Raw genomic sequence first — 21,089 nt, forward strand, 5'->3', positions numbered from 1 at the left:
TATCTCTATCTCTTGAGTAAGTTTTCGATTAAATCCATCTAAGATCGAGATAGTTCGGGAATAGTTGCCAAGTAATCAGGCTATATTCCCGAACTAAAAAATAATCAAAAAAATTCTCTCCTTACTCTTTACAAAAGTACTAACCGAGGAGCATCGTATCCGGCGGTCTAAATGGCCACGGGTAAGTTGTCATGAAAGTTTTTCCTCGGTGTTCGTTGATTTTTGGGTTCCTTGTTCTGCTGTCCGCCTGTCTCCTGGCTCACGCGCAACACTACTCGCAGCCCGCGCTCATTCTCAAACCAGATAGGGTAGGAAATTTCCGCCCAGAGTTTGCAAACGCAGTTGCAACCGAGATACAAATTCGGCTGCGGGAAGTAAATCCCGGTCAACCTTCCCCAATCTTCTATCTCTCGCAGACTCCACCTCTGGCAGTCGATTTCCCTGAGATACTCTTCCTGCGCTTCACGGGCTCATGCGATGTGCTTCCCCAGATGCCTGCACCGCATATTCCTCGAGCGCTGGGTTCCGTCCCCTTTGTGAAAGGCGAGCCGATCAACTACATCCTGATTGATTGCGAAGAGATCGCTCTGACGATCAACGACGCGATTGCGCCGATGAAGCCGGAACAACGCATCGATGCCATGGCGAGAGCGATTTCGCGTGTCTTCCAGCACGAATATCTGCACATCCATCGCCGGACTTCACACCACGACGAGACAGGTGTCTTCGCCTCGGCTCTGTCGCGGCGTTTTCTGGTAGCCCCTGACCCTCCCACTCCACCATCTGCCACACCGACGACCGCCGTCATCGAGACCGTCGGAGCTCTCTGACACTAGGGAGTGTCATCCACCCCCCAGGGGACGAAAGTACGCCTCACCTTGTACCCTTATAGGGTGATGGTTCGTGCTTTCGTCCTTAGTGTTTCGCTCGCTGCCACCGCGTTTGCCCAGCAGCAGACGCCGACCCCGCCCAAGCCGGTCGACGATCTGCCGGACACGCCGAGCACTACCGCTCAGATCGTCCGTGACGCCATCCCGAATGGCCCCACGGCCGTCATCGATACCTCCATGGGGCGGCTGACCTGCCGTTTCTTCCAGAAGGAAGCGCCCGTCACCGTTGCCAATTTCGTCGGTCTGGCCGAAGGCACCAAAGACTGGCTCGACCCGGTCAGTCAGAAGCGCATGCACAACACGCGTTTCTACGACGGCACCACCTTTCATCGGGTGATTCCCCGGTTCATGATCCAGGGCGGCGACCGCGCCGGCAATGGCACCGGCGACCCGGGCTACTTCTTCGCCGATGAGATCACGCCGACCCTCACCTTCAACCAGCCGGGACGTCTGGCCATGGCCAATTCCGGCCCCAGCACCAATGGGAGCCAGTTCTTTATCACCGAGGCTCCGGTTATGGAACTGAATGGAAAGCACACCATCTTCGGCCAGTGCGACGAGCACTCCGTCGTTATGGTCCAGTCCATCGCCAGGGTTCCTACCAATCCCAACGACAAACCGCTGACACCGGTGACCATCAACAAGGTCACCATCGTTCCCGAAGGGCAGCCCCTGCCGCCGGATCCCATGGCGTCGCCTGCTGCCGCTCCATCCACACCGCAGACGAAATAGCTGCCCTAGGTTCCTGTATCCTGACTAGAGCATTTTTCCTGTTGCTGGGTATCCCGGAAGAAGCGTGCAGCGGCGTTTTTCATTGAGGAAAACGCCCGTAGACGCACAAGCCCCGCACTGCATCTACAGGAAAAATGCTCTACCGCAAGGAGAGAATTACACATGTCGACTCGCACCCCCGGCACGTATGCCGTTTTCAATACCTCTGAGGGAACCTTCGTCTGCAGCCTTTTCGAGAAGGACGCACCGCAGACCGTCGCCAATTTCATCGGCCTGGCCGAAGGCACCAAAGACTGGAACTCCCCTTCGAAGAAGGGCGCCAAGCTGTACGACGGCACCGTCTTCCATCGCGTGATCCCTGACTTCATGATTCAGGGCGGCGATCCCGAGGGCTCCGGTATGGGCGGTCCCGGCTACCGCTTCGCAGATGAGACCAAAGGCAGCCCGCACGGCTTCCAGGAGAAGGGCAAGCTGGCCATGGCCAATGCCGGCCCGAACACCAACGGCAGCCAGTTCTTCGTCACCGTTGCTCCCACCACCTGGCTGAACGGCCGCCACACCATCTTCGGTGAGGTTGTCGAGGGCTACGACGTTGTGGAGAAGATCAGCAAGGCCTCCACAGCCGCTATGGATCGCCCGAAGAAGGACATCACGATCGACTCCCTGCTCATCGAGCGCGTCGCCTAACCGCTGCACAGACACACGAAGGCCCGCCAGCAACGGCGGGCCTTCTTATTTTGTCTCTGATTGCTAGAGCATTTCTCCTGTAGGTGTAGTGTAGGGATTCGTTATCTATGGGCGTTTTCCATAATGAAAACGCCGCTGCACTCCACTTCCGGGCTACCCAGCAACAGGAGAAATGCTCTAGGCCATGCCGATCACGTCACACAGCTCTTTTACGGCATCCGCACTGCGGTTCAGCGCAGCCTGCTCCTCGGGCGTGAGCTTGATCTCGATGATCTGTTCCATGCCCTTCTCGCCGAGCTTGACCGGAACACCGACGTACAGACCATTGATGCCGTATTCGCCCTGCAGATAGACCGCGCAAGGCAGGATCTTTTTCTTGTCCTTCAGAATGGCTTCCACCATCTCCACTGCGGCGGCAGAAGGAGCGTAGTACGCCGAGCCGGTTTTGAGATGCTTGACGATCTCCGCACCACCATCGCGCGTCCGCTGCACCAGGGCCTCCAGACGGTCCGGAGCGATGAGTTCTGTGATCGGGATGCCGGCGACGGTGGAGTAACGCGGAAGCGGCACCATGGTGTCACCATGACCACCAAGGACGAACGCCGTAACGTTCTCGACGGAGACATGCAGCTCTTCCGCAATGAAGGTCCGGAAGCGAGCCGAGTCCAGAACACCCGCCATGCCGATCACGCGTTCGCGGGGGAAACCACTTTGTTTGAAGGCCGTCTGTGCCATGGCGTCGAGCGGATTTGAGACAACGACCAGGATGCTGTTGGGCGAGCCGGCGGCAACTTTCGTCACCACGTCGCTCATGATCTTGAAGTTAGTCTGCAGCAGGTCATCTCGGCTCATGCCCGGCTTACGGGGAATGCCTGCCGTAATCACGACGACATCGGAGTTTGCCGTCTCCGCATAGTCGTTTGTACCGATGATGGAGCAGTCGCGTTTCTCGATCGGCATGGCCTCCAGAAGGTCCAGAGCCTTGCCCTGTGGAATGCCTTCGGTCACATCGAGCAGCACCACATCACCGAGTTCTTTTCCTACGATCCAGTTTGCAGCCGTTGCGCCTACGTTCCCTGCTCCAACAATCGTGATTTTTTTCCGCACGCAGAAACCCCTCCGGTCCTCTCGGCCAACACCCTACCATTCTCAAGCCTTGAAGTCCAAAAGGGGTTGCGGTTCGCTTAGAGCATTTTTCCTGTTACTGGGTATCCCGGAAGGGGCGTGCAGTGGCGTTTTCATTGAGGGAAAACGCCCATAGATGCACAAGCCCGCACTACACCTACAGGGAAAATGCTCTATCCGATGCGGAGCGCGGTGCGCGCCTGCGCCGTGATCTGGTCCAGCAACGCCGGCTCCTGATCGAGCTTCTTGCCGAACGATGGAATCAGCTCCGCGAGCCTTGTCTTCGCCAGCTCCGGCTTGATGACCGTAATCCCCTTCTGCAGCATGCCCAGCATGATACTGACCGCGGTCGAGGCACCGGGCGATGCACCCAGCAGTGCCGCAATGGAGCCCTCGTTGTCACGAATGACCTCGGTGCCGAACTCGAGCACACCGCCCTTCTCCGCATGCGACTTGATGATCTGCACTCGCTGTCCTGCGATCGCCAGCTCCCAGTCTTCCAGGCGGGCATTGGGAACGAACTTGCGCAGGCTCTTCAGGCGGTCCTGCGGAGACTGCATGACCTCTTTCACCAGATACTTGGTGAGGTCGACGTTATCGAGACCGGCCTTGATCATCGGATACAGGTTGCTGGGCCTCACCGACTTGATCATGTCCAGATACGATCCGTGCTTCAGGAACTTGGTCGTGAAGCCCGCGTACGGCCCGAAGAGCAGCTCTTTCTTGCCGCCGGTCATGCGCATGTCGAGGTGGGGCACCGACATGGGCGGAGCTCCGACCGATGCCTTGCCGTAGACCTTCGCCGAGTGCTGCTCAATCACCTCAGGATTCACGCAGCGGAGCCACTGTCCGCTGACCGGGAAGCCACCGTAACCGCTGCCTTCGTCGATCCCCGCCTCCTGCAGCAGAGGCAGAGCGCCGCCGCCGGCGCCGATGAATACGAAGCGTGCGCAGACAGTGGCTGCGCGACCGGTCTGCAGATTCTTCACGTGCACATGCCAACGGCAGTCCCTGCCCTTCCCGATGCCGGTGACACGATGACGAAGGAAGAGACGCGATTGCTTACCCTTGAGCAGATAGGCAAAGAGCTTGCGCGTGAGCGCGCCGAAGTCGACATCGGTGCCATGATCCACACGTGTGGCAGCCATGGAGCGGCTCATATCGCGGCCCTCCATCATCAGCGGAATCCACTCAGCGATCTTGGCCTTGTCCTCGGTGTACTCCATATCGCGGAAGAGCAGGTTCTTGCTTAGCGCCTCGTACCGCTTGCGCAGGAAGCTGACGCTTTTGTCCGTCGTAACGAAGCTAAGATGAGGCACCTTGGTGATGAACTCGTGCGGGCAGGTAATCTTTCCCTGCTCAACCAGATACGTCCAGAACTGCAGCGATTCCTGGAACTGCTGGTTGATCTGGATGGCCTTGGAGATGCTTACTGAGCCGTCCGACTTCTGCGGCGTGTAGTTCAGCTCGCAGAACGCGGAGTGGCCCGTGCCGGCGTTGTTCCAGGCATCGCTGCTCTCGGCCGCCACGCGGTCCAGGCTCTCGAAACAGACGATTGACAGCGATGGATCAACCTGGCGCAGCAGCGTTCCCAGCGTCGCCGACATCACACCGGCGCCAATCAACACGACGTCTACCCGCTCCCGCGGGGCAATTTCAATCGACATTTGTATCCCTTAAGACAAAGGCGCGCCCTGCTTGCTGCAAGGCGCGCCGGTTAAGAGCGTTTCCTCGTTGCTGGATATCCCGGGAGAGCGCACAACGACGTTTTCATTGCGGAAAACGCCCCAAGGATGCAGAAGCCCTACTGTACTCCCACGAGGAAACGCTCCAGAGCTAACGGAGAACGTTTAAGCTTACTTGCTGGCGACCTTGTCCATGTTCTCGATCATGCGGGTGGCGAACTCACTGGTCTTCACCTTGGTCGCACCCTCCATCTGACGCTCGAAGTCGTAGGTCACGAACTTCTGCTTGATGGTCTCTTCCATGGAGTTCTCGATCAGACGAGCAGCTTCCGTCCAACCCAGAAAGTCGAACATCATCACGCCAGAGAGCATTACGCTGCCGGGATTGATGACGTCCTTGTCCGCATACTTCGGTGCCGTACCGTGGGTCGCCTCGAAGACGGCGTAGCCATCACCGATGTTGGCGCCCGGAGCGATGCCCAGACCGCCGACCTGCGCCGCGGCAGCGTCGGAGATATAGTCGCCGTTCAGGTTCGTCGTCGCGAGGACTTGATAGTCGCTGGGACGGATGATGATCTGCTGGAAGATCGAGTCGGCGATACGATCGTTCACCATGATCTTCGACTTCCACTTGCCGCCGCCGTGCGATGCGCCGATCTCGGCCAGTACCTGCTTGACCTCGGCAATAACGCTGTCGCCGAACTCCTTCGGAGCAAACTCGATGCCCGGCTCGACCAGGGCAGCGTTCTCCTCCGGTGTGAGATTGGGGTTGGCGTCCAGGTTGCCCAGGATCCAGCTCTCACGCTCTGTGACAGTCTGGTCACGGAACTCCTGCGTGGCGACCTCGTAGCCCCACTCACGGAAGGCGCCCTCGGTGAACTTCTGGATGTTGCCCTTGTGCACCAGCGTGACCGTCTTAAGGCCATTCTTGATGGCGTAGTCGATGGCCGCGCGCACCAGGCGCTTGGAACCGGTGATGGAGATGGGCTTCACGCCTACGCCTGAATCCAGGCGAACCTTCTTCTTACTGCCCTTCAGCATCTCGTCGTTCACGAAGCTGACGAACTTCTGGGCCTCGGGCGTTCCCTCGCGGAACTCAATGCCGGCGTAGATGTCCTCGGTGTTCTCACGGAAGATCACGATGTTGCACTTCTCAGGGTGCTTCACCGGGCTGGGCACACCAGTGTAGTACTTCACCGGACGGACGCAGCTATACAGATCCATCAACTGACGCAAAGCCACGTTCAGCGAGCGGATACCGCCGCCTACCGGAGTCGTCAGCGGTCCCTTGATTGAGACGCGGTAGTCAACAGTCGCCTTCACGGTGTCATCGGGCAGCCAGTTGCTGGTCTGGCGATAGCTCTTCTCACCGGCCAGAACCTCATACCACTTCACCTGACGCTTGCCGCCGTATGCCTTCTCTACGGCTGCATCGAACACACGCTGTGAGGCCTTCCAGATATCGCGGCCGGTACCGTCACCCTCGATAAACGGAATGATGGGCTTGTCGGGCACGATGTATTTGCCATCGACGTACTGAATCGCCTCGCCGTCCTTAGGGACCGCAATACCGTTGTAGCTCTCTTGCATGATCAGGATTCTCCGGTGAAATTTGTGCACTTCAAAGGTATCACCGGCGAAGAGGGGTATGCAAAATTCGCACAAAGAATTCGATTATCGCGCAACCTGCCAGAGCCAGAGAGCCTACAGAAACGATGGGGCGAGAAGCAGATTTCTCCGCTCCCTTCGGTCGCTACGAAATGACAAACAAAGAAGACGCCCGGCCGAAGCCGGGCGTCTCTGTCTGATCTGCGGCAGTTTTAGAACTGGCCCCACAGAAGCTGGTTGTACACGTCGTGGTGGAACTGCACTTCGCTGCTCTTCACGATGGTGCCCAGCAGGCGCGGGCAACGATCGGCCGCAGCCTGTTTCAGGTCCGCATAGCGGGCCTTCACATCCTCGCCCAGCAGGGTGCTGGTCCACTCCGCATTACGGAAGTTGTCGAGCGCCGTGTAGATGTTGTCCGGCAGGTAACGCTCGGCCTGACGAAGGTTCTTGATCTTCGAGATGTCGCCCTCAAGGCCGGTCTTGAAGCAGGAGAGCAGCACGGCGTAGGGGTTGGCATCCGGTCCCACCGAACGAACCTCGACGCGGGCCGACTTCTCGTTGCCGATCGGGATACGGACCATCGATCCGCGGTCGGTCGCCGAAGCCTTGATCTGGTTCGGAGCTTCGAAGTGCGGATCAAGACGGCGATAGGAGTTCACGCTGGCATTCAGCAGAAGGCAGATGTCGTTGCCGTGGGTGAGGATGCGGTCAACGAACTTCCACGCCATGGCCGAGATCTTCTCCTGTCCCTTTGGATCCCAGAACAGGTTCTTGCCGCCCTTGGTGATGGAGATGTTGGTGTGCATGCCGCTGCCGTTGACGCCGGTCACCGGCTTGGGCAGGAAGCTGGCCGTCATGCCCATCTGGGTAGCGACCTGGCGGCAGATCAGCTTGTAGAGCTGGATCTGGTCGGCGGCTGCAACGACTTCGCCGTAGGTGTAGTTGATCTCGAACTGCGAAGGCGCAACCTCGGGGTGGTCCTTCTCGTTCTCGAAGCCCATCGCACGCTGAACCTCGGCGGTGGTATCGATGAACTCACGCAGCGGATCGCCGGGCAGCGAGTGGTAGTAGCCGCCCTGGTTGACGTACTCGAACTTGCCGGTCTGGTGGAAGGCGCGCTCTGCGTCCACGCCCTCGAAGAGGAAGCCCTCGATCTCGTTGGCGGCGTTCAGGGTGTAGCCGTTCTTCTGGAACTGTTCCTTCGCGAAGGCCTTCAGCACGCCGCGCAGGTCGGCGGAGTAGGTGCCGCCGTTCTTGTCGATCACTTCACCGAAGACGATGACCTTGCCTGGCCCGAAGATGTCGGCCGGGGTCCAGTAGAAGGCGCTCCAGTCAATGCCAAGGCGGAGATCGGACTCACGCTGCGCGGTAAAGCCGCGGATCGACGAACCGTCGAAGGTCAGGTTGTCGTAGCTCTTAACCAGGAACTTCTTGTCATAATCCAGCGTGTGCAGGCGGCCTTCCAGATCGCTGAAGACCACGGTGACAGCCTTGATGCGCTTTTCATCGGTCAGATACTTCAGACGCTCTTCCTGAATAACGTCGGCCGCCACGCGCTTCTTGCGCTGCTCTTTGGCTGCGAGGTTCAGGTCTTCGAGCTCCGCGTAGCTGAGCTCCAGAAAATCACGGTATTCGCCGGACATACGACTCCTTCTAGTCTCCTGCGCCAACGGCCACAGCCGCCGCAGGTAAAGCGTGAATTGTGTTGGGAGAAACCCTGAAGGCCGGGCGTCGTGGCCCGTCCTCGCTTCAAAGCTATCAGAAATCAAGACTCGATTTATAGTCCTTTCGCTCGAATCTGAGAAACTGGAGGGAGCTATGAAGTCGACCCGTACCGCACTGATCCAGATGTCCTGCGTCGCCTCCACCGATGCCAACCTCGAGAAGGCCGCCTCGCTCGTTGTTGAAGCCGCCAGAGAAGGCGCCCAGCTGATCTGCCTGCCGGAGCTTTTCCGCGCCCAGTACTTCTGTCAGCGTGAAGACCACGCCCTGTTTTCTATCGCCGAATCGATCCCCGGCCCCTCGACAGAGCGCCTGTCGGCCATCGTCCGCGAACACAAGGTCACTATCGTGGCCTCGCTCTTCGAGCGCCGCGCTCCCGGTCTGTATCACAACACCGCTGCCATCCTGGACCCGGCCTCGACGGCCGAACACAACATTCAGGACATCTACCGCAAGATGCATATCCCGGATGACCCGCTCTACTACGAAAAGTTCTACTTCACTCCGGGAGATTTGGGTTTCAAGGCCATGAAGACCTCCGCCGGGCATATCGGCACGCTGGTCTGCTGGGACCAGTGGTATCCGGAGGGCGCCCGCATCACCGCGCTGCAGGGAGCGAACATCCTCTTCTACCCCACCGCCATTGGCTGGCATCCCAGCGAGAAGGAAGAGTTCGGTACGGCACAGTACGATGCCTGGCAGACCATTCAGCGCGCCCATGCTATCGCGAACGGCGTCTTCGTCTGCTCAGTGAACCGCGTAGGGCACGAACAGGGCGACGTCAACGGCATCAAGGGACCCGAAGGCGCAGGTCTCGAGTTCTGGGGCGGCAGCTTCATTGCCGATCCCTTCGGCCGCATCCTGAAGCAGGCTGCACACGATGAGGAAGACATCCTGATCGCCGATCTCGATCCGCAGCTGGTCGAGGTGACGCGCCAGCACTGGCCCTTCCTCCGTGACCGCCGCATCGACGCCTACGGCAACATAACCAGCCGGTTTATCGACTAGGACCGCTATGTTGAGTCTGGAAAGTCCGCGCTGGGCGAACCTGACACACGCATATGGAAATGCTTCCGACATCCCACAGCTTCTGGGAGCGTTGGGAGCATTTCCAACGTCTGAGGGGCAAGAAGAACCCTGGTTTTCAATTTGGAGTTCACTTGCCCACCAAGGTGATGTGTACGACGCCTCATTTGCCGCTGTACCCCACGTCATTGCGCTACTAGAGTCCGATCCATTGCAAACCCCATCGATTTTTTTCTCTTCCCGACATGGGTGGAGATTTGCCGCCAGAAAGCCGCTATGGATGTACCTCTCGATCTGAAAGAGGACTATTTTGGGGCAATCGCGAAACTGTCCGAGATTTCAGGTAAAACACATTCGCGCAATTTCGATTCGTCACAACTTGTCTATGTACTCGCGGCGTTCGCAATTTCCAAAGGGAACGCAGCACTGAGCGAAGCAATCCTTGAGCTGACACCTGACGTCTTGCACGATTTCCGGGACTGGATCGAGTCACGCTAGTCCGTAGAATTGAAAAAGGAAAGAATGACAACACCCCGCGAAAAGAACTTCCGCATGCCCGCCGAGTGGGCTCCCCATACCTCGACCTGGATTGCCTGGCCGCATAACGCCGAGGACTGGCCGGACAAGTTCCTGCCAATTCCCTGGGTCTATGCCGAGATCGTCCGTCACCTCTCGCGGGTGGAGGACGTTAACATCCTGGTCAACGACACCGCCGCCGAAAAGCGTGCGCGTAACATCCTGCGCCGCGCCGGGGCAAACCTCGCCCGGCTACACTTCCATCTCTGGAAGACCGACCGTGTCTGGCTGCGTGATTCCGGTCCGATCTTCGTGAAGAACCCGAAGGGCGAACTTGCCATCACCAACTGGAGGTTCAACGCCTGGGCCAAATATCCCAACTGGCACAACGATGACCGCATCCCGGGACAGGTCGCCGAGCTCTACGATATGCCGGCCTTCGAACCCCACGTTGGAACGCATCGCCTGGTGCTTGAGGGTGGCTCCATTGACACCAACGGTGAGGGCATCCTGCTCACCACTGAGGAATGCTTGCTCTCCGAGGTGCAGCAGCGCAACCCTGGCATCTCTCGCGAGCAACTGGAGCAGGCCTTCCAGGAGTACCTGGGCATCGAGCAGGTGGTCTGGCTCAACCGCGGCTGCGCCGGCGACGACACGCATGGCCACATCGACGATATCTCCCGCTTTGTCGGAACGAACACCATCGTCACCACCGTGGAGCACAACACCCACGACGAGAATCATCTTCCATTGGCCGAGAACCTTGATCGCCTGCGCAGCGCGAGGAATCTGAAGGGTGAGCCCTTCCAGATCATTGAATTGCCCATGCCGTCGCCGGTCCTCTTCGAAGGTCAGCGCCTGCCCGCCAGCTACGCCAACTTTTACATCGCGAACAACCTGGTGCTGGTGCCCACGTTCAATGACAAGAATGATCGCATTGCGCTCAATACGCTCGCAGACTGCTTCCCTGATCGCGAAGTCGTGGGGATCCACTGCGGCGACTTCATCTGGGGTCTGGGTGCGCTGCACTGCATGACACAGCAGGAACCCGCCTAACTCTACCGCCGGAGACCCGATGCCCGACTTTCGCGCCAAGCTGACCGACTACCTCCACGTGAATGCCCAGCCGCAGCACAAGTACGGGCATCAGCCACGGCTCTATGCGCTGACGCGCAAGATCGGCGAAGGTCTGGACTACGACGACGATGTTGTCTTCGCCGCCTGCTTCCTGCACGATCTCGGGGTCTTCGTCGGTCATCGACCAGAAGACCCCGAGCTTCTGAAGAAGTGGGATCACGTCGTGTATACCTGTGAAAAGTCGCCCGCGATCCTGCGTGAAGCAGGTTTTCCTGAAGAGAAGATTGCGGCCGTTCTCGAGGTGATCCGCACTCATCAACCGCATGATGAGCCACGGACATTGGAGGCGACGATCGCGCGCGATGCCGACATCCTGGAGCAACTCGGCGCCATCGGCATTACCCGCACGCTCGCCAAGCTGGGATCGGATACACGCTTCATCACCTTCACCAACACTCGCGATTCGCTGCAGAAAACGCTCGAGACGCTTCCCGGAAAGCTGCGCCTTCCACGCGCGAAGGAACTTGCAGAGCCCCGCATCCGCACACTCACGAAGTTCCTGATGCATCTGAACGAAGAGGCCGGCGAGAACCTTTTTTAAGAGGCCGTCATCGGGAAGAATCAGCGAGAGAGACCTTACCTCAGCGGCTGAAGCCGCATTTTCTTCGCCTCCGGTATGGCATGGCTGAAGCCATGCCCTTAAGCAAAACGGATCGAGCGGAGCTCGATATTCCAACTCACGTGACTACTCTAAAAGAGTAGCCATCAACTTCGTTGCATCCGACTTGTATCCTGTTCGCGCGTAGCGCGAATGTATTGCTCCGGGGTCCCCAGCCGGCTCAGCTGGCTGGGGTGGTTAAGGGGACGGCTCAAAGAAAGCGGCTTCAGTCGCTGAGGGAATGAGGCAAAACGCTCGGACCCAGTTCCGCTTTTCCTCAGCCGATACCCTCACAAAGCAATACACTCGTCGAAGCATGAATGCCCGTTGCACGCTATTTCTCCCTCTCGTTCTTCTCACAGGCTGCGCACAACTCTCCGGAGTCACGCCTACTCCGACGAACATCCCCGCTGAGATTCACTACTCCCCCGCCGAGAATCTCGAACACCTGGACGTCGATCTGATTGGACAGGCGCGCAGAAGCATCGACATGAATGCCTATGCCCTCACCGATCTCGCAATTGCGGATGCCCTGGTGGCTGCCGCGAACCGTGGCGTGCGGATTCGCATCTATCGCGATAACACGCAGACCGACGGAGAGCTAGCCCGCGCGAACAAGGTCAAAAATTCCCGAGCCCGGAAATCCGACAGCGATGAGGACAGTGACGACACCGGCGATGCCAACTCTGCTCTGCTGCGGTTGGCGCATACGGCGAATGTGCAGGTGCTGGTGAAGCACTCTCGCACGCTCATGCACCTGAAGGCCTACTGTGTCGATGGACGGTTTGTTCGTACCGGTTCAGCCAACTTCTCGCCTACAGGGGAAAAGCGCCAGGATAACGACCTCATCATCCTTCGCGACGGCGCCAGCATCCAGCACTTCCAGGCCAACTTCAATACGTTGTGGTCACGGCCTGACAACGAATCCCTTCCGGCACAACCTTAACCAACGAAAATCTGGAACAAATCTGCGGTATGTCCCGTATCATCCGGGCATACCGCAATCGAAATCTTTGTTCTGGAGACCGTGCCATGCTCCGCCGTGCTGTTCTTGCTTCCAGTCTTCTGCTCACCGCAGGCGCCCAGACCATTGCTCCCACAGACGTACCCGCCTATACCGCGGAGGGCAAGCTGGTGATGCCGGTCAACTACCGTGAATGGATCTATCTGACCTCCGGCATTGACATGACCTATACGCAGCCCACCAGTGCTACCGCGGCGCCCGCGGCTCACTCCATCTTCGATAACGTCTTCGTCAATCCAAGTGCCTATCGCAGTTTTCTGCAGACCGGCACGTGGCCCGACAAGACGATGCTTGTCCTCGAGGTCCGCACGGCAGAGAACCCGGTCTCCATCAACAAGAGCGGACATACCCAAAGCACCAGCGTACGGAACATCGAGGTCCACCTGAAGGACAAGAACGAGTGGGCTTTCTACGTCGGCGGTAAGCCCGGAGGAGCGCCGGCATCGCGCGTTCCGCAAACAGCAAGCTGCTATACCTGCCACCAAGCCCACGGAGCCGTAGACACTACCTTCGTGCAGTTCTACCCCACACTTCTGCCCCTCGCCACCGAGAAGAAGACTCTGAGCAAGGAGTATCTAAGCGAGACTCCCGCTCCGGAGCCGACGAAGTAGTACAACATAAGCTGTGCCAGAGGATCTCGACTATCTGAATGCAGCCATCGAAGAGGCCCGTGCTGCGGAGCTGGGCGGCGAAGTCCCCATCGGCTGCGTTGTCGTTTCCCCAGCGGGAGAGATCGTCGGACGCGGACAGAACCGCGTTCTGCGCGACCAGGACCCGACTGCTCATGCTGAGATCGTTGCCCTGCGCGAAGCGGGCAGAGCGCTCTCCAACTATCGCCTGAGCGGATGCACGCTCTACGTCACCCTGGAACCCTGCGCCATGTGCGCCGGCGCCATTCTGCATGCACGCATCGCCCGGCTGGTCTATGCTGCACCCGATCCCAAGGCAGGAGCATGCGGTTCCGTTCTCTCTGTCATGAACCACCCTCAACTCAATCATCGTGTCGATGTGATATCGGGCCTATTGGCAGAGGAGTGTGGCGAAATTTTGCGCAGCTTCTTTAAAACGCGAAGATAGCATCCAAGGCAGGTACATGCGTCTTCAGAACAAAGTCGCCATCGTCACCGGTTCTTCCTCGGGTATCGGGCAGGATATTGCCATCCGCCTGGCTGCGGAAGGAGCGGCAGTCGTTATCAACTACAGCGGAAATGCCGAAGGCGCCGAGGCGACGCAGTCGCAGATCGAGCAGGCCGGTGGCCGCGCATTCGTCGTCCACGCCGACATGGCAACGGTCTCCGATACCCGAAATCTGATCGAGGAGACCTGGGCGCATTTCGGCGGATGCGACATTCTGGTGAATAACGCCGGCGTCGAAAAGGGCGCCGACTTCTGGGATGTCACCGAGGAAGACTACGACAAGGTGCTCGACGTTAATCTCAAGGGCGTCTTCTTTACGACACAGGCCTTAGTCCGCCGCCTGCGAGACGCAAAAAGGCCCGGACGGATCATTAACATCTCCTCCGTCCACGAAGACATGGCCTTTCCTCATTTCTCGACATACTGCGCCAGTAAAGGCGGCCTGCGCATGCTCACCCGTAATCTTGCGGTAGAGCTTGGCCCGCTCAATATCACGATCAACAACATTGCGCCTGGAGCGATCGTCACACCGATCAATCACTCCCTGCTCGCAGACAAACCCAAGCTGGAAGCGCTGTTGCGGAACATCCCCCTCAACCGCCTGGGGACGACCGACGATGTCGCAGCTCTGGCTGCGTTTCTCGCTTCAGACGAAGCAGGCTATATCACCGGCAGCACGTATGTGGTCGACGGCGGCCTGATGGTGGACTATCACGAGCAGTAGGACATGAGGAGTGAAGACACCGGGTGCCCCCTGCACGGAACCCCCGACGAACTTGTTCGTTGGGATGTTTCCCCTCGGGGACGGTTACTGCGAAATGGCAGACAAAAAGTTGGCCCTGAGGCCTGTGACTACGGCATCATGTTCGCATCACGCATCAGACGCCACTTGCCGTCCTCGCATCTGCGATAGATGCCCATGGTCCTGCCCTTCATAACCATCGGCTCTTTGCCTTCCACGACGACGTTCACGGTCAATTCCTGCCATAGCCAGCCGAAATTTCCTTCAACCTGAACCTCTTTGATCTCGGCCCGGGGAACAATCCGCGCCTTACCGACCATCTCGCGGGTTCCCTTCTCGAACTCGGCTTTGGTCATCGGCGGAAACTTCGTTGTCAGAAAGAGCATGTCATCAGTCATCAGGTCCATCAGTTCCTCGACCCGCTCTTCCACTGTGAATTGGATCCAGTCGGCGACCACCTGCCGTATCGCCAGCTCATCTGCGCTCTTGTTTGGGCTCATTTCAGGTCCTTATCCAGGGCGTCGATCACAATGCTCTTGCTCAACAGTTCCGGCAAAACATCGGGCTTTGCTGCGCCGCCCGCAGGATAGATCACATACGTTGGAACACCGCTGCGTCCCACTGCATGCAATGCTTCCGTAATGGCGGGATCGTACTTGGTCCAGTCCGCCTTCATCAGGACCACATTGCCCTTCTTGAAGCGAGCCTGCACTTCGTCAGAGTTCAATGCAACGCGCTCATTCACCTGGCAGCTAAGGCACCAGGCCGCAGTGTAGTCCACAAAGACCGCCTTGCCCTCAGTATGAGCCTGCTGTACGGCGGCATCGCTCCAGGGAGCCCAGCGAGCCTTCTCCTCTTCCGCAGCCTTCTGGCCAGTAAGAGGAATCGCTACACCGCCAATAATCAGCAGCACGGCAATGGCGACGCCAAGCCACTTGCCCTGCCAGCGGCGCATGGCCCAGCCGGCAACGGCAATCAACAACAGGCCGGCGAGCAGACGCACGGCGCGATCCACACCGTCCTCACCAAACAGACGGCCGAAGACCCAGACCAGCCAGACCACGGTGCCAAAGAGGAAGAGCGACGTGAACTCCTTCAGCGTCTCCATCCAGGCTCCTGGCCGCGGCAGAATCCGCGTCCAGGCAGGCTGCAGGCTCAGCAGCATGTACGGCAGAGCCAGTCCCAGCGCTACCGCGGTAAAGATTGCGAAGGTGACCCAGGCAGGCTGCGCCAGAGCAAATCCGATGGCCGCGCCCATCAACGGAGCGGTGCACGGCGTAGCTACGATCGTTGCCAGAACGCCGGTGAAGAAGCTTCCCGTATATCCCTGCTTTGCTGCCAGACCTCCGCCGACACTCGTCAGCGACAGGCCGATATCGAACATCCCAGCCAGAGACAGGCCAAAGAGGAAGAGGAAGGCCGCAAGTAGCGCGACGAACCCTGGCGACTGCAACTGGAAGCCCCAGCCGAGCTGACTTCCACCCGCGCGCAGCAATAGCAGGAGCGCCACGATCGCCCAGAACGAAACGACGATACCGGCGGTATACGCCACACCGTGCGAGCGCTGCCGCTTCCGTTCCTCGCCTGCGCTCTGCACCAGGGCCAGAGCCTTCAGGAACAGTACCGGGAAGACGCACGGCATCAGATTCAGGACGATGCCGCCCAGAAATGCCAGCCCGAGAAAGCCCCAGATCTCCGCACCAGCTCCGCCATTCGCTGTGGAACCAGCTGGAACCGCCGCCGCTGCCGCCGTGCTTACCGGTGCGCGGAACTCGTAGCCCCAACCGTCATCGAGCTTGATGAGGCCATGCAGCTCCGCCGGATTCTTCGTGAGCTCCTCGGCCTTTGCCAGATGAATGCGCACGCCGCCGGGGAAACTCTCCAACCGCTGGGTTGCGGCGTTTTTGATCTGCTCCTGGTCGAAGGGATAAAACTCCCAAACCTCGCCTTTGTCGGGCGAACGCAACGTGACCAGCAACTCCGTTGGTGTCGCATTCACGGCGACCTTCGCGCCATCCGGCAATGGCGTCGGCAGGCTCTTCAGCGCCGAACCGATCGCTCCTACCGGCGCCTCATCGCTCTTCTCCTCGGCGGGCTTAGCCGGCAGAACGTCCAGATCCATGCCGAGAACGGCCTTCCCCGGAAGGCAGACCTGTGCGCAGACCAACCAGTCCACCTTTGCTTCGATGTGAGCCTTTCCCGGCTTCGCTTTCTCCGTCGCCTTCAGCGTGAAGGGAAAGGTCACGCCCTCCTCGTAGCCGAAGTCCATCAGCGGTCCCAGGGGCAGCCGCTGCGGAACGGGGAACTTCAGATCGGTGGCGGCGATGCCGGCCGGCATGGTCCACTTCGCATGCGGAGGCTCGCCGGAATCTCCGGCATTAAGCCAGTAGACATGCCAGCCCTCCTCAAGCGTGAAAATCAGACCGGCGTTGAACTCGCCGCCCGCATAGACATAGGGGTGCTGGGTGACCAGCTCCACCGTAAGATGCTGTGCTTTCAACGGCCCAGGGGTCTTACCATCGCCCACGGGCTCAATCTGCGCGTATCCAGACGCGCACACCACCGCCCATAAGGCGAGCAACCGGCCGAGCCATTTCATATTCATCTATTGTAGGACTCTCCCGAAACGAGAAGGGTTACGTAGCGCGCCGCCGGTGCTCTACCATGATGCAGCGGTCCATAACCACCCGGATTCCGCCCTCCTCAGCCTTTCCTGCGGCATCAAGATGCACGATTCCCTGCTGTACCCACAGGTTCGTCAATCCGAGCTCCAGCATCTCGTCGACGATACCGGGGATGAAGCTGGGGACACGAAAGACGTTCACGATGTCCGGTTTGCCCTCGGACGCTACCAGGTCAGTCAGGCTCGCGTAGCTCTTCTCCCCGAGAACAGACTGGATACCGGGGTTCACCGGCAGGATCCGGAAACCGGCTCGCTGCATGTACTCGGAGACATAGTGGCTAGGCTTCGTCGAATTGTCACTCAAGCCGACGACCGCAATCGTCTTCGCCTCAAGCATGCCGCGCAGGACCTCTGGCTCGTTCATCTCCGCTCTCCTGTCACTTCCAGACTCCCAGCAGCCGCCGCAGCATAATCAGCTCGCCCACATGGTATGCGGAGTGATCTGTGACCAGTAGCACCTCCCGCAGAAGGTTCTGTCCCTGCCCCCACTTAAACGGCGTATGCAGATCGCCTTTTTCGACCAGCTTCTCGAACTCACCCAGATCTCGTTTGATCGCGGCAATGCTCTCATCCCAGGCCTTCGTCGAGGCCGGCTCGGCCTCTTTCGGCCAGTAACCATCCGGCCACTTCAGTTCCTCGTAGTGGCCGTCTTCATTGGTGCTGAAATCGAGGATGTCCCGCTGCGCGATCCGCAGATGTTCCAGTAACTGCCAGGCGGAGTACGGTAGCCCCTCCGGGACGACACCGCGTTTCGCCGCAGGAAAGTCCGCAACGGCATCGTCAAAGGTTGCGTGTGCCTGTGCTTCTTTTAGAAGCGCCAGAAGCTGTTTCCGGAGGTCCTTGTCCGCATTCACAGTGTCCGGATTCACAGTCGCCATGGTGAGTGTTGGATGCGTGAAACCTTACCCGGGTGCTTCAGATTTTCCTGGTGGCAAAAGTGAAGGGCCTGCGCAACGCAGACCCTTCGCTTTTACACGCTCTACAGATCGTCGTCGTCCGTAATCGGCGCGGGGATGCCTCCCTCGCGGCGCATCTTCAAATAACCCGCAATAAAGATTTCCAGATCGCCATCCAGCACCGAGTCCACGTCGCCAGTCTCCACACGCGTACGCAGATCCTTGGCTATGCGGTAAGGCTGCAACACGTAGTTCCGGATCTGTGAGCCGAAGTTGATATCCAGCTTGGAGTCTTCAAGCTTCTTGCTCGCCGCCTTTTTTTTCTCCAGCTCGAACTCATACAACCGTGACCGCAGCATCTTCATCGCCTTTTCGCGGTTCTTATGCTGCGAACGCTCGTTCTGGCAGGCGGCCACGATTCCAGTAGGAATGTGCGTGATGCGCACAGCCGAGTCGGTCGTATTGACGTGCTGGCCGCCCTTGCCGCCGGAGCGGTAGGTGTCCGTGCGAATCTCGTCCGGCTTGATGTCAATAACGATCGAGTCATCGATCTCCGGCGAGACGAAGACGCTGGCAAACGAGGTGTGGCGGCGCTTTGCCGAATCGAAGGGAGAGATACGCACCAGGCGATGGACACCCGTCTCTCCGCTCAGCAGGCCGAAGGCGTATTCGCCCGTCAGGGTAAAAGTCGCGGACTTGATGCCGGCCTCATCACCATCCTGCAGTTCGTTGATCTCGGTCTTGAAGCCCTGCCGCTCTGCCCAGCGCAGATACATGCGCAGCAGCATCTCCGCCCAGTCCTGGCTCTCAGTACCGCCGGCGCCTGGATGGACAGTGACGATCGCATTCAGAGGATCGGTCTCGCCGCCCAGCAGGGTCTTGGTCTCGAGCTTTTCGGCAAAGTCGCTCAGGCTGTCGATCTCGCGCTCCAGGTCGGCAAGCAACGACGCCTCTTCGCCGCCTTCCTTGGCCAGTTCGAAGTAGGCCCCGATATCGTCGGAACGGCGGCCCAGCGCCTCATCATCGGCCAGCAATCCTTCAAGCCGCTTGCGCTCGCGCATCAGCGGCTGTGACTTCGCCGCATCGGCCCAGACCGCCGGATCGGCTACTTTTTCTTCAATGTCAGACAGTTCCCGCCGCAGACGCGCGGCGTCAAAGATACTCCCGCAGGTCGCGCACCTTCTCACGCACCGGGGAGTAAGCAAACTCTAGATCAGCAAGCATGCCGTTATTCTAATGCGCCGGGGGCGGTTGCGCCGGAGGGGATTGCGCCGGAGTTGGTTTGCTTCACCCTTAACGCCCCATATCCAAGCAAAGTAATCACCACCAGAGAACACCCGTAGGCGAACACATCGCCAAATCGCGTATAGAAGGTCATCTCGTCCGCATAATCGAAGCCTACGGCAACTGCCGTTCGTATGTGCCGCGGGGCCTGTTCGCGAAGGTGGCCGTAGGGATCAATGGCGCCTGTCACACCCGTGTTGGTATCGCGCAGCAGCCACCGGCGATTCTCAATGGCCCGCATCCGGGCCATGTTCAGGTGTTGCCACGGGGCGCTGCTGTCTCCGTACCACCCGTCATTGGAGATATTGACCAGCACCTCGGCGCCCCCCTTCACGAACTGCCGAACTTCATCCGCGAAGATCGACTCGTAGCAGATAAACGTGCCATAGCCATGGCCATCAGGACGAAAGACCGTACGGAAGTGTCCAGGATCAGATCGCCCAACCTCAGCGACAAGTCCACCGGCAAACTGAAAGAGCGACGGAAACGGAAGATACTCTCCGAACGGAACGAGATGAACTTTGTCGTAATGACCGCGATAGCTTCCATCGGTAGCAAAGAGCGCCGCTGAGTTATATGCCTTATAGCCGCTGGACGATCCACTATCGAGCTCGACGCCTTCAGCGCCGATAATCGCTGCGCTACCTGCGGTCTTCGTCATCTCGCCGATTATCTGGCGGAACTGAGGATCGTTGGTCGTAAAGGGCGCAGGCGATTCGGGCCAGACAATAATTTGAGGAGGAATGCTCCGCGCACTCCCTTGCGGCTGCAGCGATTGCCGCGCAAATGCAGCAAGTAACGCGCTCACATCTTCATTACGCGGCGCATCGGGACCTGACTCGGAAAGATTTCCCTGCAACAATACGGCGGTATGCCTCGCCTGAGGAAGCGACTCAGGGTTGTGCAGATTGGATGAATCTTTCGCCCATCCGCCGATCTGCAAAACAACTGCGGTTGAGAGCCCGACGCCAGCGAGCCTCCAGGAGCGTCGTTCACCCACCCAGCGGGACGCCACCAACGCATTCACTACCGCGATGACGAAGCTCATCGCATAGACTCCTCCCCATGGCCCAAGCAGAGTGAGCAARGGATTGTCTACTTGTGCAACACCTAACTGGTCCCAGGGAAAGCTTGTAACACGGGCTCGCGCCAGCTCTACCGCTACCCAGACAAATGGCGAGGCAAGAAGTACGTAGCCGGCGCTCCAGAAACGACGCAGAAGGCCAATCAGAATGGCGAAGAGTGCGTGATAGAGCCCCAGGTAAAGTGCAAAGAGCAGCAGAATGCCGAAGCCGGCGGGTTTACTCATACCGCCGTAGAGGTACATCGTCGGCATGACCCAGTAACAGCTCCCCAGGTACCAAAGAATGCCACAGGCATAACCGAGGAGCGCAAACTCTCTCGTCCTCAGAGGTTTCGCTTCGAGCAACGCTACCAGTAGTGGAATCAGCGCCAGCCAGCACAACACCGCTCGCCACGCAGGCACCGGACCCGCCATTGGGAAGATGAGCACCTGTAATACTCCGGACACAAGCGTGAGCGCCCATCTCTTTCCCGAAACTGCCTGCATGCATCCTCCGCTCGGAAAAGTCTAACA

At 58.9% G+C, this 21,089-nt stretch carries 21 protein-coding genes; 11 read left to right on the forward strand and 10 right to left on the reverse strand.

Annotated features, from left to right (window positions below; all coding sequences use genetic code 11):
- Positions 1-491: 491 nt before the first annotated feature.
- The 3 genes from AB4Y89_RS05520 (at position 492) to AB4Y89_RS05530 (ending at position 2,309) form a co-directional block, all read left to right on the forward strand.
- Positions 492-830, forward strand: coding sequence for a hypothetical protein (locus tag AB4Y89_RS05520; RefSeq protein WP_442299911.1), 339 nt, complete (start codon positions 492-494; stop codon positions 828-830).
- A gap of 66 nt (positions 831-896) precedes the next feature.
- Positions 897-1,622 carry a peptidylprolyl isomerase gene (locus tag AB4Y89_RS05525; protein WP_442300315.1) on the forward strand — a complete coding sequence of 242 codons (726 nt, stop codon included), beginning with the start codon at positions 897-899 and terminating at the stop codon, positions 1,620-1,622.
- 162 nt (positions 1,623-1,784) lie between these two features.
- On the forward strand, positions 1,785-2,309 hold the full coding sequence (locus AB4Y89_RS05530) for a peptidylprolyl isomerase (protein WP_442299912.1): 525 nt from the start codon (positions 1,785-1,787) through the stop codon (positions 2,307-2,309).
- Positions 2,310-2,486: 177 nt separating this feature from the next.
- Here the strand turns inward: AB4Y89_RS05530 and mdh are convergent, their stop codons facing one another.
- From mdh to AB4Y89_RS05550, 4 genes are all read right to left on the reverse strand, one after another.
- Positions 2,487-3,416 carry a malate dehydrogenase gene (gene mdh, locus AB4Y89_RS05535; protein ID WP_442299913.1) on the reverse strand — a complete coding sequence of 310 codons (930 nt, stop codon included), beginning with the start codon at positions 3,414-3,416 and terminating at the stop codon, positions 2,487-2,489.
- A 191-nt stretch (positions 3,417-3,607) separates the two neighbouring features.
- Positions 3,608-5,101 carry a malate dehydrogenase (quinone) gene (gene mqo / locus AB4Y89_RS05540; RefSeq protein ID WP_442299914.1) on the reverse strand — a complete coding sequence of 498 codons (1,494 nt, stop codon included), beginning with the start codon at positions 5,099-5,101 and terminating at the stop codon, positions 3,608-3,610.
- 189 nt (positions 5,102-5,290) lie between these two features.
- The gene (locus tag AB4Y89_RS05545; protein ID WP_442299915.1) at positions 5,291-6,709 is read right to left on the reverse strand and encodes an NADP-dependent isocitrate dehydrogenase; all 1,419 of its coding nucleotides are present in this window, start codon (positions 6,707-6,709) and stop codon (positions 5,291-5,293) included.
- 230 nt (positions 6,710-6,939) lie between these two features.
- The gene (locus tag AB4Y89_RS05550) at positions 6,940-8,370 is read right to left on the reverse strand and encodes a glutamine synthetase family protein (protein ID WP_442299916.1); all 1,431 of its coding nucleotides are present in this window, start codon (positions 8,368-8,370) and stop codon (positions 6,940-6,942) included.
- Positions 8,371-8,545: 175 nt separating this feature from the next.
- Between AB4Y89_RS05550 and AB4Y89_RS05555 the strand changes: the two genes are divergently transcribed.
- The 8 genes from AB4Y89_RS05555 to AB4Y89_RS05590 all read left to right on the forward strand — a co-directional run bounded on the left by AB4Y89_RS05555 (position 8,546) and on the right by AB4Y89_RS05590 (position 14,611).
- Positions 8,546-9,457, forward strand: a complete 912-nt coding sequence (locus AB4Y89_RS05555) for a carbon-nitrogen hydrolase (RefSeq protein WP_442299917.1) — start codon at positions 8,546-8,548, stop codon at positions 9,455-9,457.
- 294 nt (positions 9,458-9,751) lie between these two features.
- Positions 9,752-9,973, forward strand: a complete 222-nt coding sequence (locus AB4Y89_RS05560; RefSeq protein WP_442299918.1) for a hypothetical protein — start codon at positions 9,752-9,754, stop codon at positions 9,971-9,973.
- A 24-nt stretch (positions 9,974-9,997) separates the two neighbouring features.
- Positions 9,998-11,047, forward strand: coding sequence for an agmatine deiminase family protein (locus AB4Y89_RS05565; protein WP_442299919.1), 1,050 nt, complete (start codon positions 9,998-10,000; stop codon positions 11,045-11,047).
- Between the two features lie 19 nt (positions 11,048-11,066).
- On the forward strand, positions 11,067-11,669 hold the full coding sequence (locus tag AB4Y89_RS05570; protein WP_442299920.1) for an HD domain-containing protein: 603 nt from the start codon (positions 11,067-11,069) through the stop codon (positions 11,667-11,669).
- A gap of 373 nt (positions 11,670-12,042) precedes the next feature.
- Entirely contained in the window at positions 12,043-12,672 is a 630-nt protein-coding gene (locus tag AB4Y89_RS05575) for a phospholipase D-like domain-containing protein (RefSeq protein WP_442299921.1), read from the forward strand.
- Between the two features lie 86 nt (positions 12,673-12,758).
- Positions 12,759-13,361 carry a cytochrome P460 family protein gene (locus AB4Y89_RS05580; RefSeq protein ID WP_442299922.1) on the forward strand — a complete coding sequence of 201 codons (603 nt, stop codon included), beginning with the start codon at positions 12,759-12,761 and terminating at the stop codon, positions 13,359-13,361.
- 13 nt (positions 13,362-13,374) lie between these two features.
- The gene (gene tadA / locus AB4Y89_RS05585; protein WP_442299923.1) at positions 13,375-13,827 is read left to right on the forward strand and encodes a tRNA adenosine(34) deaminase TadA; all 453 of its coding nucleotides are present in this window, start codon (positions 13,375-13,377) and stop codon (positions 13,825-13,827) included.
- Between the two features lie 16 nt (positions 13,828-13,843).
- A complete protein-coding gene (locus tag AB4Y89_RS05590) occupies positions 13,844-14,611 on the forward strand; it encodes an SDR family NAD(P)-dependent oxidoreductase (protein WP_442299924.1) in 768 nt (255 codons plus the stop codon).
- A gap of 128 nt (positions 14,612-14,739) precedes the next feature.
- On the opposite strand, the gene AB4Y89_RS05595 is transcribed toward AB4Y89_RS05590, so the two are convergent.
- From AB4Y89_RS05595 to lnt, 6 genes are all read right to left on the reverse strand, one after another.
- Positions 14,740-15,129 (reverse strand): YybH family protein, encoded by a 390-nt coding sequence (locus AB4Y89_RS05595; RefSeq protein ID WP_442299925.1) that lies wholly within the window; start codon positions 15,127-15,129, stop codon positions 14,740-14,742.
- Positions 15,126-17,234 (reverse strand): protein-disulfide reductase DsbD family protein, encoded by a 2,109-nt coding sequence (locus AB4Y89_RS05600; RefSeq protein ID WP_442299926.1) that lies wholly within the window; start codon positions 17,232-17,234, stop codon positions 15,126-15,128. Before AB4Y89_RS05600 ends, AB4Y89_RS05595 begins: the two co-directional genes overlap by 4 nt.
- Positions 17,235-17,265: 31 nt before the next feature.
- Positions 17,266-17,676, reverse strand: a complete 411-nt coding sequence (locus AB4Y89_RS05605; protein WP_442299927.1) for a CoA-binding protein — start codon at positions 17,674-17,676, stop codon at positions 17,266-17,268.
- A gap of 13 nt (positions 17,677-17,689) precedes the next feature.
- Positions 17,690-18,190 (reverse strand): DinB family protein, encoded by a 501-nt coding sequence (locus tag AB4Y89_RS05610; protein WP_442299928.1) that lies wholly within the window; start codon positions 18,188-18,190, stop codon positions 17,690-17,692.
- A 101-nt stretch (positions 18,191-18,291) separates the two neighbouring features.
- Positions 18,292-19,432, reverse strand: a protein-coding gene (gene prfB, locus AB4Y89_RS05615) for a peptide chain release factor 2 (RefSeq protein WP_442299929.1) whose coding sequence is annotated in 2 segments (ribosomal slippage) — positions 18,292-19,362 and positions 19,364-19,432 — 1,140 coding nt in all. Because the reading frame shifts where the segments join, the coding sequence is not laid out codon by codon here.
- Positions 19,433-19,436: 4 nt separating this feature from the next.
- Positions 19,437-21,062, reverse strand: coding sequence for an apolipoprotein N-acyltransferase (gene lnt / locus AB4Y89_RS05620; RefSeq protein ID WP_442299930.1), 1,626 nt, complete (start codon positions 21,060-21,062; stop codon positions 19,437-19,439).
- Positions 21,063-21,089: the final 27 nt, after the last annotated feature.

It is taken from the genome of Terriglobus sp. 2YAB30_2 (genome assembly GCF_052114765.1).
Classification (GTDB): domain Bacteria; phylum Acidobacteriota; class Terriglobia; order Terriglobales; family Acidobacteriaceae; genus Terriglobus.

Excerpts from the sequence above, each read along its gene's own strand:
- AB4Y89_RS05595 (WP_442299925.1), bottom strand. The coding sequence starts at position 15,129 with ATGAGCCCAAACAAGAGCGCAGATGAGCTGGCGATACGGCAGGTGGTC.
- AB4Y89_RS05610 (WP_442299928.1), bottom strand. The coding sequence starts at position 18,190 with ATGGCGACTGTGAATCCGGACACTGTGAATGCGGACAAGGACCTCCGG.
- AB4Y89_RS05605 (WP_442299927.1), bottom strand. The coding sequence starts at position 17,676 with ATGAACGAGCCAGAGGTCCTGCGCGGCATGCTTGAGGCGAAGACGATT.
- mqo (WP_442299914.1), bottom strand. The coding sequence starts at position 5,101 with ATGTCGATTGAAATTGCCCCGCGGGAGCGGGTAGACGTCGTGTTGATT.
- AB4Y89_RS05590 (WP_442299924.1), top strand. The coding sequence starts at position 13,844 with ATGCGTCTTCAGAACAAAGTCGCCATCGTCACCGGTTCTTCCTCGGGT.
- AB4Y89_RS05575 (WP_442299921.1), top strand. The coding sequence starts at position 12,043 with ATGAATGCCCGTTGCACGCTATTTCTCCCTCTCGTTCTTCTCACAGGC.
- AB4Y89_RS05565 (WP_442299919.1), top strand. The coding sequence starts at position 9,998 with ATGACAACACCCCGCGAAAAGAACTTCCGCATGCCCGCCGAGTGGGCT.
- AB4Y89_RS05570 (WP_442299920.1), top strand. The coding sequence starts at position 11,067 with ATGCCCGACTTTCGCGCCAAGCTGACCGACTACCTCCACGTGAATGCC.
- AB4Y89_RS05550 (WP_442299916.1), bottom strand. The coding sequence starts at position 8,370 with ATGTCCGGCGAATACCGTGATTTTCTGGAGCTCAGCTACGCGGAGCTC.
- AB4Y89_RS05525 (WP_442300315.1), top strand. The coding sequence starts at position 897 with ATGGTTCGTGCTTTCGTCCTTAGTGTTTCGCTCGCTGCCACCGCGTTT.
- AB4Y89_RS05555 (WP_442299917.1), top strand. The coding sequence starts at position 8,546 with ATGAAGTCGACCCGTACCGCACTGATCCAGATGTCCTGCGTCGCCTCC.
- AB4Y89_RS05600 (WP_442299926.1), bottom strand. The coding sequence starts at position 17,234 with ATGAATATGAAATGGCTCGGCCGGTTGCTCGCCTTATGGGCGGTGGTG.
- AB4Y89_RS05520 (WP_442299911.1), top strand. The coding sequence starts at position 492 with ATGCCTGCACCGCATATTCCTCGAGCGCTGGGTTCCGTCCCCTTTGTG.
- AB4Y89_RS05545 (WP_442299915.1), bottom strand. The coding sequence starts at position 6,709 with ATGCAAGAGAGCTACAACGGTATTGCGGTCCCTAAGGACGGCGAGGCG.
- AB4Y89_RS05530 (WP_442299912.1), top strand. The coding sequence starts at position 1,785 with ATGTCGACTCGCACCCCCGGCACGTATGCCGTTTTCAATACCTCTGAG.
- AB4Y89_RS05580 (WP_442299922.1), top strand. The coding sequence starts at position 12,759 with ATGCTCCGCCGTGCTGTTCTTGCTTCCAGTCTTCTGCTCACCGCAGGC.
- AB4Y89_RS05560 (WP_442299918.1), top strand. The coding sequence starts at position 9,752 with ATGGATGTACCTCTCGATCTGAAAGAGGACTATTTTGGGGCAATCGCG.